Annotated in this window: 16 protein-coding genes; 11 read left to right on the plus strand and 5 right to left on the minus strand. The window is 68.3% G+C overall.

Annotated elements, in window-relative coordinates:
- Positions 1-35 precede the first annotated feature (35 nt).
- The 4 genes from BLS74_RS20540 to ureC all read left to right on the plus strand — a co-directional run bounded on the left by BLS74_RS20540 (position 36) and on the right by ureC (position 3,069).
- A complete protein-coding gene (locus BLS74_RS20540; protein WP_093108993.1) occupies positions 36-338 on the plus strand; it encodes an urease subunit gamma in 303 nt (100 codons plus the stop codon).
- Between the two features lie 19 nt (positions 339-357).
- Positions 358-954, plus strand: a complete 597-nt coding sequence (locus tag BLS74_RS20545; protein WP_093108994.1) for a HupE/UreJ family protein — start codon at positions 358-360, stop codon at positions 952-954.
- An 88-nt stretch (positions 955-1,042) separates the two neighbouring features.
- A complete protein-coding gene (locus tag BLS74_RS20550) occupies positions 1,043-1,348 on the plus strand; it encodes an urease subunit beta (RefSeq protein WP_093108995.1) in 306 nt (101 codons plus the stop codon).
- Positions 1,349-1,350: 2 nt separating this feature from the next.
- Positions 1,351-3,069, plus strand: a complete 1,719-nt coding sequence (gene ureC / locus BLS74_RS20555) for an urease subunit alpha (protein WP_093108996.1) — start codon at positions 1,351-1,353, stop codon at positions 3,067-3,069.
- A 6-nt stretch (positions 3,070-3,075) separates the two neighbouring features.
- Here the strand turns inward: ureC and BLS74_RS20560 are convergent, their stop codons facing one another.
- Together BLS74_RS20560 and BLS74_RS20565 are read right to left on the minus strand one after the other, a co-directional pair.
- Entirely contained in the window at positions 3,076-3,468 is a 393-nt protein-coding gene (locus tag BLS74_RS20560) for a type II toxin-antitoxin system death-on-curing family toxin (protein ID WP_093108997.1), read from the minus strand.
- Complete coding sequence (locus BLS74_RS20565) at positions 3,465-3,689, minus strand: AbrB/MazE/SpoVT family DNA-binding domain-containing protein (protein WP_093108998.1); 225 nt, start codon at positions 3,687-3,689, stop codon at positions 3,465-3,467. Before BLS74_RS20565 ends, BLS74_RS20560 begins: the two co-directional genes overlap by 4 nt.
- Positions 3,690-3,764: 75 nt before the next feature.
- On the opposite strand from BLS74_RS20565, the gene ureE reads away from it, so the two are divergent.
- The 5 genes from ureE (at position 3,765) to BLS74_RS20590 (ending at position 6,844) form a co-directional block, all read left to right on the plus strand.
- Positions 3,765-4,343: an urease accessory protein UreE gene (ureE, locus tag BLS74_RS20570; protein WP_093108999.1), complete on the plus strand. Its 579-nt coding sequence runs from the start codon at positions 3,765-3,767 to the stop codon at positions 4,341-4,343.
- On the plus strand, positions 4,343-5,032 hold the full coding sequence (locus BLS74_RS20575) for an urease accessory protein UreF (RefSeq protein WP_093109000.1): 690 nt from the start codon (positions 4,343-4,345) through the stop codon (positions 5,030-5,032). The genes ureE and BLS74_RS20575 overlap by 1 nt, the downstream gene beginning before the upstream one ends.
- 6 nt (positions 5,033-5,038) lie before the next feature.
- Positions 5,039-5,689, plus strand: a complete 651-nt coding sequence (ureG, locus tag BLS74_RS20580) for an urease accessory protein UreG (RefSeq protein WP_093109001.1) — start codon at positions 5,039-5,041, stop codon at positions 5,687-5,689.
- Positions 5,690-5,840: 151 nt separating this feature from the next.
- Complete coding sequence (locus BLS74_RS20585; RefSeq protein WP_093109002.1) at positions 5,841-6,110, plus strand: hypothetical protein; 270 nt, start codon at positions 5,841-5,843, stop codon at positions 6,108-6,110.
- 41 nt (positions 6,111-6,151) lie between these two features.
- Entirely contained in the window at positions 6,152-6,844 is a 693-nt protein-coding gene (locus BLS74_RS20590) for an aspartate/glutamate racemase family protein (protein ID WP_093109086.1), read from the plus strand.
- A 1-nt stretch (position 6,845) separates the two neighbouring features.
- Here the strand turns inward: BLS74_RS20590 and BLS74_RS20595 are convergent, their stop codons facing one another.
- The 3 genes from BLS74_RS20595 to BLS74_RS20605 are packed head-to-tail and all read right to left on the minus strand — an operon-like array spanning position 6,846 to position 11,633.
- On the minus strand, positions 6,846-8,816 hold the full coding sequence (locus tag BLS74_RS20595) for an acetyl/propionyl/methylcrotonyl-CoA carboxylase subunit alpha (protein ID WP_093109003.1): 1,971 nt from the start codon (positions 8,814-8,816) through the stop codon (positions 6,846-6,848).
- Between the two features lie 3 nt (positions 8,817-8,819).
- On the minus strand, positions 8,820-10,439 hold the full coding sequence (locus tag BLS74_RS20600; RefSeq protein ID WP_093109004.1) for an acyl-CoA carboxylase subunit beta: 1,620 nt from the start codon (positions 10,437-10,439) through the stop codon (positions 8,820-8,822).
- 18 nt (positions 10,440-10,457) lie between these two features.
- Positions 10,458-11,633 (minus strand): acyl-CoA dehydrogenase family protein, encoded by a 1,176-nt coding sequence (locus tag BLS74_RS20605; protein ID WP_093109005.1) that lies wholly within the window; start codon positions 11,631-11,633, stop codon positions 10,458-10,460.
- A 130-nt stretch (positions 11,634-11,763) separates the two neighbouring features.
- On the opposite strand from BLS74_RS20605, the gene BLS74_RS20610 reads away from it, so the two are divergent.
- Positions 11,764-13,554 carry an acyclic terpene utilization AtuA family protein gene (locus BLS74_RS20610; protein ID WP_093109006.1) on the plus strand — a complete coding sequence of 597 codons (1,791 nt, stop codon included), beginning with the start codon at positions 11,764-11,766 and terminating at the stop codon, positions 13,552-13,554.
- A complete protein-coding gene (locus BLS74_RS20615) occupies positions 13,555-14,394 on the plus strand; it encodes a GNAT family N-acetyltransferase (protein WP_093109007.1) in 840 nt (279 codons plus the stop codon).
- Position 14,395: the final 1 nt, after the last annotated feature.

The raw sequence follows: 14,395 nt of genomic DNA on the forward strand, positions 1-14,395 counted from the left end.
CATGCCACGGCACGAGTGTTGCAACATCGCCGCTCATGGAACTGACACCGCGAGAAAAAGACAAATTGTTGATCTTCACGGCCGCCCTGCTGGCCGAACGGCGCCGCGCACGCGGGCTGAAGCTCAACTACCCCGAAGCCGTGGCGCTGATCTCAGCTGCCGTGATGGAAGGTGCGCGCGACGGCAAGAGCGTGGCCGCCCTGATGAGCGAGGGCCGCAGCGTCCTGTCGCGCGCCGACGTGATGGACGGGGTGGCCGAGATGATTCCGGACATCCAGGTCGAGGCCACCTTTCCGGACGGCACCAAGCTCGTGACCGTGCACCAACCCATCGTTTGAAAAACCACCCGCCACCACCATGCGCCTTCTTCGCCAAGCCCCTTTGCTCTTGATTGCGGCGCTGCCGTTGGCCGCGGCCGCCCACACCGGCGCCGATGCCGGCCTGCACCACGGATTCATGTCCGGCTTCCTGCACCCGCTGACGGGGTTTGACCACCTGGCTGCGATGGTGGCGGTCGGCCTGTGGAGCGCGCTCACCGCGCGCCGTGCCTGGCCCGACCTGCTGTGGGCGCCGCTGGGCTTCGCGCTGATGCTGCTGGCCGGCGCGTTGCTCGGGTTGGCGGGCGTGCAACTCCCGGTCGTCGAACCCATGATCGCTGCGTCGCTGCTGGTGCTGGGCCTGCTGGTCGTCACGCAGCGCCGCCTGCCGGCGCTGGCCGCCGCCGCGCTGGTCGGCCTGTTCGCCGTGTTCCATGGCGTCGCGCATGGTCAAGAGCTGGCAGGCGAATCCGGTGCCGCGCTCACCCTGGCCGGCATGCTCGCTGCGACGGTGCTGCTGCATGCGGCCGGCATCGCGATCGGCTGGTCGCTGCGCCATGCGAACCGTTGGGTGCCGCGCGTTGCGGGCGCAGCGGTGGCGATCTTCGGCGTTGCACTGCTCGGCGGCGTTGTATGACCGCCCCCCGGCTTGCCACTTCGTGTGCTTCGCCACCCCCCGAGGGGGAGGCGCCTCCGCCTTGGGGCGGCCCGGCGGCGGAGGCATCATGATTCCCGGCGAACTCATCACCGACGAGGGCGATCACGTCCTCAATCCCGGCCGCCGCGCGATCACGCTGGTGGTGCAGAACACCGCCGACCGTCCGATCCAGGTCGGCTCGCACTACCACTTCGCCGAGACCAACGGCGCGCTGGGCTTCGACCGCGAGGCTGCGCGCGGCATGCGCCTGAACATCGCCTCGGGCACCGCGGTGCGCTTCGAGCCGGGGCAGCAGCGCACGGTCGAACTGGTGGATTTCGCCGGCGACCGCCTCGTCTACGGTTTCCGCGGACTGGTTCAAGGAAAGCTCTAAACATGGCAACGATCGGCCGGCGTGCCTACGCCGAAATCTTCGGCCCCAGCGTGGGCGACCGCGTGCGCCTGGCGGACACCGATCTCGTGATCGAGGTGGAAGAGGACTACACCCTGCGCGCCGGCGGCTACGGCGAGGAGGTCAAGTTCGGCGGCGGCAAGACCATCCGCGACGGCATGGCGCAGTCGCAGCGCACGAGGGCCGAGGGCACGGTCGACACGGTGATGACCAACGCGCTGATCCTCGACCACTGGGGCATCGTCAAGGCCGACATCGGCCTTCGGGGCGGTCGCATCGTCGCCATCGGCAAGGCTGGCAACCCGGACGTGCAGCCTGGCGTGGACATCGTCATCGGCCCGGGCACCGAGGTCATCAGCTGCGAGGGCAACATCGTCACCGCCGGCGGCATCGACAGCCACATCCACTTCATCTGCCCGCAGCAGATCGAAGAGGCGCTCGCGTCCGGCGTCACCACCATGCTCGGCGGCGGCACCGGCCCCGCAACCGGCACCTTCGCGACCACCGCGACGCCGGGGCCCTGGCACATCGAGCGTATGCTGCAGGCGGCCGACGCCTTTCCGATGAACCTCGGCTTCCTCGGCAAGGGCAACGCGAGCCTGCCGGCTGCGCTGCACGAGCAGATCGATGCCGGCGTCATGGGCCTCAAGCTGCATGAAGACTGGGGCACCACGCCGGCGGCGATCAGCAACTGCCTCGACGTGGCCGACGCCACCGACACGCAGGTCGCGATCCACAGCGACACGCTGAACGAATCCGGCTTCGTCGAGAACACCATCGCGGCCGTGAAGGGCCGCGCGATCTGCGCCTTCCACACCGAAGGCGCGGGCGGCGGCCATGCGCCCGACATCCTGCGCGTGGTGGGCGAGCCGAACTTCCTGCCCTCCTCCACCAACCCCACCATGCCCTACACCGTGAACACGCTCGACGAACACGTCGACATGTTGATGGTGTGCCATCACCTCGATGCCGGCATCCCCGAAGACCTGGCCTTCGCCGAAAGCCGCATCCGCAAGGAAACGATCGCGGCCGAAGACATCCTGCACGACCTCGGCGCGATCAGCATGTTCAGCTCCGACAGCCAGGCCATGGGCCGGGTCGGCGAGGTCGTCATCCGCTGCTGGCAGACCGCCCACAAGATGAAGGGCCAGCGCGGCAAGCTGCCGGAAGACGGCGCGCGCAACGACAACTTCCGCGCCAAGCGCTACGTCGCCAAGTACACGATCAACCCCGCCATCGCGCACGGCATCGCGCACGAGGTGGGCAGCATCGAGGTCGGCAAGTGGGCCGACCTGGTGGTGTGGAAGCCGGCCTTCTTCGGCGTCAAGCCCTTCGCGATCCTGAAGGGCGGCACGATCGCGATGGCCGCGATGGGCGATCCCAACGCATCCATTCCGACACCGCAGCCGGTGCACTACCGCCCGATGTTCGGCGCCTTCGGCGGCTCGCTGGCGAAGAGCTCGCTGACCTTCGTCTCGCAGGCCGGCCTGGCCGCCGGCATCGGCGAGCGCTACGGGCTTGCCAAGACCCTGAGCGCGGTGAAGAACATCCGCGGCATCCGCAAGCAGCACATGGTGCACAACGCCTACACGCCGAAGATGGAGATCGATGCGCAGACCTATGCGGTGCGCGCCGACGGGCAGCTGCTCGTCTGCGATCCGGCGGTTTCGCTGCCGATGGCGCAGCGGTACTTTTTGTTCTGAAGCAGCTCAGCCGGTTCGCGCCTGCAAGTGCTCTCGAATCCAGGCGGCGAAGCCTAGCTCGTCGATCGCGCTGGCGGCGACGTCGAACATCACCAAGGTCGCTTCAGCTTGAGCAGCAACCAATCGCTGACCATTCAGTGCGAGAAACAAACCCACAGCAAGGAACGCAGCGCGCTTGTTGCCATCGACAAATGGATGATTCTTGGCAAGCCCGACGCCGTAGGCTGCAGCCAGATCGGCGAGATCAGGCTTGCCGCAGGCAACCAGATTGCGGGGCCGCGCCAATGCAGACTGGAACAACCCTTCGTCACGCAAGCCTGGGGCACCGCCATGCTCCGCCAGGCTCTCGTCGTGCAACAGCATCAGAGACCGCTGGTCGATCCAGCGCCACTGCCTCATTTGGCGAGCTGATGGAACGTGTCCCGAAACTCACGCATGAACTCGCGCCCCAGTTTCAGTTGCTCCTCCACGTCGGGGTCGTACGGTGTCAGGGTCACACCGTTTGCAGCCTCGGTCATGAACAGCGTGTCCCCCTTCTCGACCTTCAAGCGGGCCAGCACTTCCTTGGGCAGGATCACGCCCACGGAGTTACCAATTTGCGTTAGTTTGAGCGCCGACATCGCGATTCCCTGAAGTTATAACTGTTGTTATATTATCGAGGATCAACCGCGGCATCAAGCCCTTCTACATTGCCCATGCTCACAGCCAACAAACTCATGCCCCAAGGCGGCGGCCTCGCGCCGGTGCTGCTCAAGCGCGCCGCCACCGTCGAACTCGACTGGGACGTGCGCCAGAAGAGCCGCTTCGATGCCACCGATTCGCAAGGCCGGCAGATCGGCGTGTTCCTGCCGCGCGGCACCGCGGTGCGCGGCGGCGATGTGCTGGTGGCCGAAGACGGCTCGCTTATCAAGGTGATCGCAGCCAAACAGCCGGTGCTGGTGATCACGCATTGCAGCGAGCACGGCACGCCCTTCGACCTGACGCGCGCGGCCTATCACCTGGGCAACCGGCATGTGCCGATCGAGCTCAAGCCCGACCACCTGAAGATCGAACCCGACCACGTGCTGGCCGGCATGCTGCGCTCGATGCACCTGATCGTGCGCGAAGCCGAGGAGGCTTTCGAACCCGAAGGCGGTGCGTATGGCGCGCATGGCGGCGGCCATGGGCATTCGCATGGCGCCGCGCCGGTGGGGCCGGTGCTGCATCCGGACGCGTACGCGGCGCCGCATGCGCACGATCACGGCCACGATCATTCCCACGGCCACTCGCACTGATGGACGACGCGCCGGGCGCCCTGTCCGCTGCCAGCTTGCTGCAGCTGATCTGGCTGGCCTCGCCGGCGCTGCCCGTCGGCGGCTTCTCCTATTCGGAGGGGCTGGAAGCGGGCATCGAATGGGCCGGCCTCGCCACCGAAGCGGCGGCCTCCGACTGGCTGGCCGACCAGCTCCATCTGAGCCTGGCGCGCGCCGACCTCGCGGTCGTGGCGCAGGCGGTTCCCGCCTGGCGCAGCGGCGACACGGCACGCATCCGCGCGCTCAACGACTGGGTGTTCCAGACCCGCGAATCCGCCGAGTTCCTGCTGCAGACCGAGCAGATGGGCCGTTCCTTCGTCGAATGGCTCAAGCTGCACCATGCCGACGCCGCGAGCGTCTTCGACAGCCTGCCCGCAAGCTATCCCGTAGCCTTCGCCTTCGCCGCCAGCCGCACCGGGGCACCGGTGCGCGACGCCTGCCTGGCCTTCGCCTTCGGCTGGGCCGAGAACATGGTGGCGGCGGCGGTCAAGGCCGTGCCGCTGGGGCAAAGCGCCGGCCAGCGCATGCTGGGCCGGCTGGCCGCGGAAATTCCCACAGCAGTCGAGAGTGCGCTCACACTGGCGGATGATGAACGCCAGGCCTTTTCCCCCATGCTCGCCGTGCTGTCGGCGCGCCACGAAACCCAGTATTCGCGCCTCTTTAGAAGCTGAACCATCATGTCCTCCGCCCTGCACCACATCCCCCACCGCACCAAGAGACTGCCGCCGCTGCGCGTGGGCATCGGCGGGCCGGTCGGCTCCGGCAAGACCACGCTGCTCGAGATGCTCTGCAAGGCGATGCGCGACAAGTACGACCTGATCGCCATCACCAACGACATCTACACCAAGGAAGACCAGCGCCTGCTGACGGTGGCTGGCGCATTGCCGGCCGAGCGCATCATGGGCGTGGAGACCGGCGGCTGCCCGCACACCGCGATCCGCGAGGACGCCTCGATCAATCTCGAAGCCATCGATCGCATGCTGGGCGAGTTCCCCGACGCCGACGTGGTCTTCGTCGAGAGCGGCGGCGACAACCTGGCCGCCACCTTCAGCCCCGAACTCAGCGACCTCACGATCTACGTGATCGACGTCGCGGCCGGCGAGAAGATCCCGCGCAAGGGTGGCCCCGGCATCACCAAGAGCGACCTGTTCGTGATCAACAAGACCGACCTCGCGCCCTACGTGGGCGCCGACCTCGGGGTGATGGAGGCCGACACCCGACGCATGCGCAAGCAGCGGCCCTTCGTGATGACCAACCTCAAGACCCACACCGGTCTGGCCGAGGTCGTGGCCTTCATCGAAGAGCGCGGCATGCTCGTCGGCGACTGAGCGGGCGCACGCATAGACGAGAGCGCTTCAGCCCCCATTTGTCGCGGCGATTCGAGCAATGCATCACATCTTCGAGACGTCATAGAGCTTCGGGCTTATTTCTTGCTGAGCCCGGAAATCCGATACTTCCGTAACGAATACGAAAGTTCCTATGGCCTCCGAAGCAACCTTCCATCCCGCGACCAGCAGCGTCCAGTTCGCGATCTACCCCGACGGGTACGACGGCGCACGCATCATTGCCCGGATCGACGAAGAGGCGCTGCACGCCCGCTTCCATGCACCTGAGGGCGACACCGAACTGGTGCGCGCCTATGCGGAGAACGCCGACTCCATCGACGCGCTGGCGACCGCCCGCTACCGCGAGAACCCGATGGCCGCCATCTGCCTGCACAGCACGGACTTCCAGGCCAGCGGTTTCTAGCGGGAAGGCGGCCTGCGCCTTCGCCGGTGGAGAATCCGGCCATGCCCCAGCACATCGGAATCGTCGGCTGCTCCGCCGAAGGCGCGGCCCTTTGCTACAAGACCATTTGCGCCGACGGCGCGCAGCTTCTGGGCCCGCATGCCCATCCCGAGGTCTCGATGCACACGCCCTCGCTCGCCGAGTACGTCGAGTGCCTGGACCGCGGCGACCTGCAGGGCGTGGGCGACCTGATGCTCGCCTCGGCCCGCAAGCTCGCGAAGACCGGCGCCGACTTCCTGGTCTGCCCCGACAACACCATCCACCAGGCGCTGCCGCTCATCGAAGCGCGCTCGCCGCTGCCCTGGCTGCACATCGCCGAAGTGGTTGCGGCCGAGGCCGTCGAACGCGGCTATCGCCGGCTCGGCCTGACCGGCACGCGCTGGCTGGTCGACAGCGAGGTCTATCCCGAAAAGCTGGCGGCGCGCGGGCTGGCCTGCGTGCGGCCGAGCGATGCCGAACGCGACGACATCCAGCGCATCATCATGGACGAGCTGGTCTACGGCGTGTTCAAGCCCGAGGCGGTGGCCCGCTTCCAGCAGCTCATCGGGCGCATGAAGGACGAGGGCTGCGATGCCGTCATCCTCGGCTGCACCGAGATTCCGTTGATCGTCAACGACACCAATTCACCGCTGCCGCTGCTCGACTCCACGCGCCTTCTGGCGCGGGCAGCGCTGCGTCGGGCGGTGCAGGCCTAGTTCAGGGCGCCTCGATCGCCAGTTCGGCCACCACGCGGCTGGCCGCGACCTGGTCGCCGGTCTTCACATGCAATGCCGTCACCCGGCCCGACGACGGCGCCGCATGCACGTGCTCCATCTTCATGGCTTCCAGGGTCACCATGGGCTGGCCGGCCTCGACGCTGTCGCCGACAGCCACCATCACCGCGACCACGCGGCCGTTCATCGATGCGCGCAGCTTGCCGTCGCCGGCTGCGTCACCGGACTTGAGCGCGGCCGCGCGCGTGTGGTCTTCCACGCGCAATTGGCGGCCCCGGTAGTGCAGGAGCAGCAGGGGGCCGTCGCGATGGCAGACCGCGCGCTCGGCCAGGCCGTTGCAGACGAAGCGCACCGAAGTCTGCACCCGTTCGACTCGATCGATCTCGAAGACGCCTTCGTCGATGCCCACGCTGAACCGATCGGGATGCGCGCGCACGACGCCGGCGCCGAGCATCCGGCCGTCGAGCGTGAAGCGCAGCGAGATCGGCAGCGTGTGCGTCAGGGGGCGCCCTTGGGACGGCCGCTCTCCGGCAACGTCGCAGAGCAGCACGGCCGCGAGCGCGGCGGCACGGTCCTGCGTGGCGCTGTCCGATGCGAGCAGCTCTTCCTGCTGCTGGTCGATGAAGGCGGTGCTCGCACCGCCGGCCGCGAACACCGGGTGCGCAAGGCAGCGCTGCATGAAGAGCTGATTGGTCGTCACGCCCAGCGCCACCGCATCCTCGAGGCCGGCCATCAGCTTGCGCCGCGCCTCCTCGCGCGTGCGGCCGTGCGCGATGAGCTTGGCGATCATCGAGTCGTAGAAGGGCGGAATCTCGGCGCCCGAGCGCAGCGCATCTTCCACGCGCAACTGCGGCGGCATCTGCCACAGCGCCATGGTGCCGCTCTGGGGCATGAAGCCTTGCGCAACGTCTTCTGCACAGAGGCGGACCTCGATCGCGTGGCCGTCGAAGCGCACCTCCGCCTGCGCGAGCGGCAAGGGCTCGCCGGCCGCCACGCGCAGCTGCAGCTCCACCAGGTCGAGTCCGGTGATGGCCTCGGTGACCGGATGCTCCACCTGCAGCCGCGTGTTCATCTCCATGAAGTAGTAGTTGCCCTCGCCGTCGAGCAGGAATTCGAGCGTGCCCGCGCCCTCGTAGCCGATGGCCTTCACCGCCGCTACGGCCGTCGCACCCATGCGCTCGCGCAGCACCGCATCCACCGCCGGCGAGGGCGCCTCCTCGATGATCTTCTGGTGGCGGCGCTGCACCGAGCAGTCGCGCTCGCCGAGATGGATGGCATGGCCGTGGCGGTCGGCGAAGACCTGGATCTCGATGTGGCGCGGCGCGACCATCGCGCGCTCGAGGATGAGCTCCGGGTTGCCGAAGGCAGCTTCCGCTTCGGAGCGCGCGCTCTGCAGCAGCGCGGGAAACGCCTTCGCCGAGGGCGCCAGCCGCATGCCGCGCCCGCCGCCGCCGGCGGCGGCCTTGATCATCACCGGGAAGCCGATGCGCTCGGCTTCCGCGGCGAAGCGTGCATCGCTCTGGTCGTCGCCCTGGTAGCCCGGAATGCAGGGCACGCCGGCGGCCTGCATCAATGTCTTGGCACCGGCCTTGTGGCCCATCGCGGCGATCGCCTCGGGCGAAGGGCCGATGAACACCAGGCCGGCCTTCTTGCAGGCACGGGCGAAGGCTTCGTTCTCGGCCAGGAAGCCGTAGCCCGGATGCACCGCGTCCGCGCCCGCCAATGCGGCCGCTTCGAGAATCGCCGGGATGCACAGGTACGACTGCGACGGCAAGGGCTCGCCGATGCAGACCGCCTGGTCGGCCTCCTGCACGTGGCGCGCATCGGCATCGGCGGTGGAATACACGGCCACGGTGCGAAAGCCGAGGGCACGCGCGCTGCGGATGATGCGCAGCGCGATCTCGCCGCGGTTGGCGATGAGGATCTTGTGGAAGGGCGTGGATGGCATGGCCATGACTCAGGGACGCGCCACGGAGAACTGCATCGCCTGCGGCCGGCGCAGCTCGGCATCGCGGCAGATCGAGAGCACCTGGGCGATCACGGCGCGCGTGTCGCGCGGATCGATCACGCCGTCGTCGAGCAGGCGCGCGCTGGTGGTGAACACGCTGGTCTGGCTCTCGAAGCGCTCGATGATGCGGCGCTCCAGCTCGTCGAGCTTGGCCTGGTCCACCGCGCCCTTGCGCTTCATCGCGGCCTCGGTGACCATGACCATGGTGCCGGCCGCCTGCTCGGCGCCCATCACGGCCGTCCTCGCGTTGGGCCACGAGAAGCAGAAGCGCGGATGGAAGCCGCGCCCGCACATGCCGTAGTTGCCGGCGCCGTAGGAGGCGCCGCAATAGAGCGTGATCTGCGGCACGGTGGCGTTGGTCACGGCCTGGATCATCTTGGAGCCGTGCTTGATCATGCCGGCCTCCTCATGCGCCTTGCCGACCATGTAGCCGGTCGTGTTGTTGAGGTAGAGGATCGGCGTCCGTGCCTGGCAGCAGGCCTGGATGAAGTGGGTTGCCTTGTTGGCGCCGGCGCTGTCGATGGGGCCGTTGTTGGTGACGACGCCGAGCGGCAGCCCCTCGATCTTGATGTGGCCGACCACGGTGGCGCTGCCGTAGTTCTCGCCGAAGGCCAGGAACTCGGAGTCGTCGGCGATGCGCGTGATCACCTGCCGCATGTCGACCGGGCGCTTGGGATCCATGGGCATGATGCCCAGCAGCTCCTCGGCGTCGTGGCGCGGCGGCTTGAAGCGGCGCGGCGCCTCGGCCGGCAGCTCGCGGTTCCAGTCGATGTGGGCGAGGATCTCGCGCGCGATGCGGATCGCGTCGCGGTCGTCTTCGGCCAGGTAGTCACCGAGGCCCGAGATCGAGGTGTGCATGAGGGCGCCGCCCAGCTCCTCCTCGGTCGCGATCTCGCCGGTCGCGGCCTTCAGCAGCGGCGGCCCGGCGAGAAAGGCGCGCGAGCGGCCCCGCACCATCACGATGTAGTCCGACAGGCCCGTCTGGTAGGCGCCGCCAGCGGTGGAGGAGCCGTGCGTCACCGTGATCACCGGCAGGCCGGCCGCCGACATGCGCGCGAGGTTGCGGAACAGGCTGCCGCCCTTGATGAACTCCTCGACCTTGTAGGTGAGCAGGTTGGCGCCTGCGCTCTCGACCAGCTGGACGTAAGGCAGCTTGTTCTCGAGCGCGAGCTCCTGCATGCGCAGCGCCTTGTCGAGGCCCATGGGCTGCAGCGCGCCGGCATCGATGCCTGAGTCGGAGGCATTGACCATTACGCGCACGCCCGAGACCCAGCCGATGCCGCCGATGATGCCGCCGCCCGGCACGCTCTGGTCGAGCTCGGGCTTGTCCAGGCCGAGACCGGCCAGCGATGCGATTTCGAGAAAAGGCGAGCCCGGATCGAGCAGCAGCGAAACCCGATCGCGCGGCAGCAGCTGGCCGCGTTGCTCGAAGCGCTCGCGCGATCGGGCCGAGCTCGCCGCGCTGCGCTGCTCGCAGGCGCGCACGCGTTCGAGCAGGGCCAGCATGCCCTCGCGGTTGGCCTGGAAGGATTCGCTGTCGGGATAGATGGTCGACTCGATGCTTGCCATGTTCTTTTTCCTTGCGCCTCAAAGGCCCAGCTGCCGCGCGGCCAGGTCCTTCATGACCTCTTCCGATCCGCCGCCGATCATCATCACCTTGACCTCGCGGTAGATGCGCTCGCTCTTCGTGCCGCGCATGTAGCCCATGCCGCCCAGCAGCTGCACCGCCTGGTCGGCGCAGAACTGCATGGCCTGCGTCGCCTGGACCTTGGCCAGGCAGATGCGCGCCACCAGTTGCGCCGGATCGGCGAGCTGGTGCTCGATGCGGTAGGCCAGGTCGTAGACGAGCGTGCGCGCGGCGTCGATGCGCAGGGTCATGTCCATCAGCTTGTGGCGCACCACCTGCCGCTCGGACAGCGCCGTGCCGCCGATCGTGCGCTGGCGCGCCCAGTCCACAGCCTCCTCCAGACAGACCTCGGCATAGCCGCAGGCCAGCGACGCCATCAGCAGGCGCTCGGTGTTGAAGTTGCGCATGAAGAGCTTGAAGCCGCGGTTCTCCTCGCCCACGAGGTTGGCCACCGGCACCCGGCAGTCGTCGAAGCGAAGGTGCGCGGTGTCGGAACTCCACCAGCCCATCTTCTTGAGCGGCGTGCGGGTGAGCCCCGGCGTGCCACCCTCGATCACCAGCGCCGAGATGCCGCCGGCGCCCAAGACCTTCGGGGCGGTGCGCACCGCAGTCGTGATGAAGTCGGCGCGCACGCCCGAGGTGATGAAGGTCTTCTCGCCGTTCACGATGTAGTGATCGCCGTCGCGGATCGCGGTGGTCTTCAGGTTGGCCACGTCGGAGCCCCCCGAGGGCTCGGTGACGGCCAGCGCAGCAATCTTGCGACCCGCGAGCACCGGCGGGATGACGCGGCGTTTCAACTCTTCGTTGCCCGCGGCAAGAATCGGCGGCAGCGCGATGCCGTGCGAGTTCATCGAGGCCTGCACGCCGCCAGAACCGCAGCGCGCGAACTCCTCGGCCACCACGAGCTGGTAGAACACGTCGGCCGGCGTGCCGCCGTATTCCTCCGGATAGCCCAGCCCCAGGATGCCGAGTTCGGCCGAGCGCGCATAGAGCGAGCGCGGAAAGGTCTCGGCCTCGTCCCACGCGTTCACGTTGGGTGTGATCTCGCGCGAGATGAAGTCGCGGACGCTGGCGCGGAACTGCTCGTGATCGGGACTGAAATAGAAGGGCAGCGGCGGCGCATCGAGAAAGTCCATTGACGACTCCTTGTCGCGACCAAGGCTATCGGCCCGGCGCGCCCAGGTCTTGCGCCTAGTGGCTGCGGCCCCGGTCCACTAGCGAGTTGACGCAAGCGCAGCGCGCGGCGGATCGCTAAGCTGCATCTCCATGACAAGCAGCAGCAAGATCGTCCGCATCGGCGGCGCCTCCGGCTTCTGGGGCGACAGCATGGTGGCCGCGCCGCAACTGGTGAAGGGAGGGCGGCTCGACTACCTGGTGTTCGACTACCTGGCCGAGACCACGATGGCCATCCTGGCGGCGGCGCGCGCCAAGCAGCCCGAGCTGGGCTGGGCCACCGACTTCGTCGACATCGCGATGAAGCCGGTGCTCGGCGAGGTGAAGCGGCAAGGGATCAAGGTGATCAGCAACGCGGGCGGCATCAATCCGCACGGCTGTGCGGCCGCGCTGCAGGCCATGGCCGAGGCCGAAGGCATCGCGCTGCGCATCGCCGTGGTCGAGGGCGACGACATCGGCGCGCAGATGCCGGCCGTGCGCGAGCGCGGCATCCAGGACATGTTCAGCGGCGAAGCCTTGCCCGAGAAGGTGCTGAGCGCCAACGCCTACCTCGGCGCCGCGCCGATCGCCGCCGCGCTGGCGGCCGGTGCCGAGGTGGTGATCACCGGACGCTGCGTCGACAGCGCCGTGACGCTGGGGCCGTTGATGCGCGAATTCGGCTGGACCCACGACGACTTCGACCTGCTGGCCTCCGGCAGCCTCGCCGGCCACATCATCGAGTGCGGCTGCCAGGCGACCGGCGGCCTGCACACCGACTGGGAAGAGATCCCGGACTGGGCAAACATCGGCTACCCGATCGTCGAGTGCCATGCCGACGGCAGCTTCGTCCTGATCAAGCCCGAGGGCACCGGCGGCAAGGTGGTCCGCGCGGCGGTGGCCGAGCAACTGCTCTACGAGATCGGCGACCCCGGCGCCTATCTGCTACCGGACGTGAGCTGCGACTTCCGCGAGGTCGTGATCGAGCAGCAGGGAGAGAACCGCGTGCGCGTGAGTCCTGCCAAAGGACGCCCGCCGACGCCGAGCTACAAGGTTTCGGCGACCCAGCAGGGTGGCTACCGCTGCGCGGGCAGCCTGGTGATCGTCGGCATCGATGCCGAGAAGAAGGCCCGACGCACGGCCGAGGCGATCATCGAGCGCACCGGCCGCATCCTGCGCGAGAGCGGGCAGCCGCCCTTCACCTCCACCTACATCGAAGTGATCGGCGCCGAGTCGCTCTACGGCCCGCATGCGTGCACGCGGGCGTCGCGCGAGGTCATGATGCGGGTGGTGGCCAATCATCCGCAGAAGGCCGCGCTCGCGATGTTCGCGCGCGAGATCGCGCCGGCGGGCACCTCGTGGGCGCCCGGCACCACGGGCCCGGGCGGCGGGCGGCCTTCGGTGTCGCCTCTGATCGAGCCCTTCTCTTTTCTGCTGGAGAAAGAGGCGGTGCCCGTCGCCTTCGTGCTCGACGGCGAGCGGCATGCGGTGCCCGTTCCGGCGGGAACGGGTGACGGTGTCGCGCCCGATGTGCCAACGCCCTCTCCATGGATCGATCCCGATGAGCCGATGGAGGAAGTGCGCCTCATCCAGCTCGCCTGGGCGCGCAGCGGCGACAAGGGCAACCTCTCGAACATCGGCCTGGTCGCACGCCGCCCCGAATGGCTGCCGCTGCTGTGGGAACGCGTGACGCCCGATGCCGTGGGCGCCTATTTCGCGCACCTGGTTCACGGCAAGGTGGAACGCTTCTACCTGCCCGGCATCGCCGCGATGAACCTGCTGCTGCACGATGCGCTCGACGGCGGCGGGCCTTCATCGATGCGCATGGATCCGCTCGGCAAGGGCATGGGGCAGATGCTGCTGGACATGCGGATCAAGGTTCCGCGTTCGCTGGCCGCGGGGCTTTGAATGCAGAGCAGGCCCGACACCCGCTTCGGCCCCGCCGCCGAATTCGGCCGCAGCGAACTCACCGCGCTCTGGAATCGCGCCTACGAAAACTACTTCGTTCCGATCGCCTTCACCGAACCGCTCTTCGAGAGACATCTGCGGCGCGCGAGCGCCGACCTGGACCTTTCCAGGCTGCTCCTGATCGGCGACGCGCTCCATGGCCTTTCGCTCGTGGGCCGCAGGCAGGAGCGCGCCTACTTGGCCGGCTTCGGCATCGCCGGCGCGCAGCGGGGCCGAGGGCTGGCAAGGGCGCTGCTCGAGGCACAGATCTCGGCCTTGTCGGACGCGGGGATGCGCGAAATCGTCCTCGAGGTCATCGAGCAGAACCCGGCCCGCATGCTGTACCGCAAGGCGGGCTTCGCGGAGATTCGGCCCTTGGTGGTTCTGGAGGGAACACTTGCGCAAGGCCGCGCATCTGCCGGTATGGCGCTCGACGCTGCCGCCCTCGCATCCGCGCATGCGCTGTGCAATGCGGACACACGTCCGACCTGGCGCCGCGAAATCCCCACGGTGCTGGGCGCCGTCGCGACCGAGGGGGCAGTAGCCCTCGGCGTGCAGCGGGACGCCGCCATCGTCGGCTACGCCGTCTATCTCGAAGGCAGCGAGAAAAGCGCGCTGCTCGATGCCGGCGCGCTCGACGAGGCCGCGGCTTCCGATCTGCTGGACGCCCTCGCCTGCGCGCGCGTCGGCACGACATGGCGGCTGGTCGACGAGCCGCCGGACAGCGCCCTGTTTCGCGCGGCGACCGCGCGCGGGCTGGCAACCGGCATCCGTCAGGTGGAGATGCAACTCGCGCTCTGAG

Source organism: Variovorax sp. CF079 (genome assembly GCF_900101545.1).
Classification (GTDB): Bacteria; Pseudomonadota; Gammaproteobacteria; order Burkholderiales; family Burkholderiaceae_C; genus Variovorax.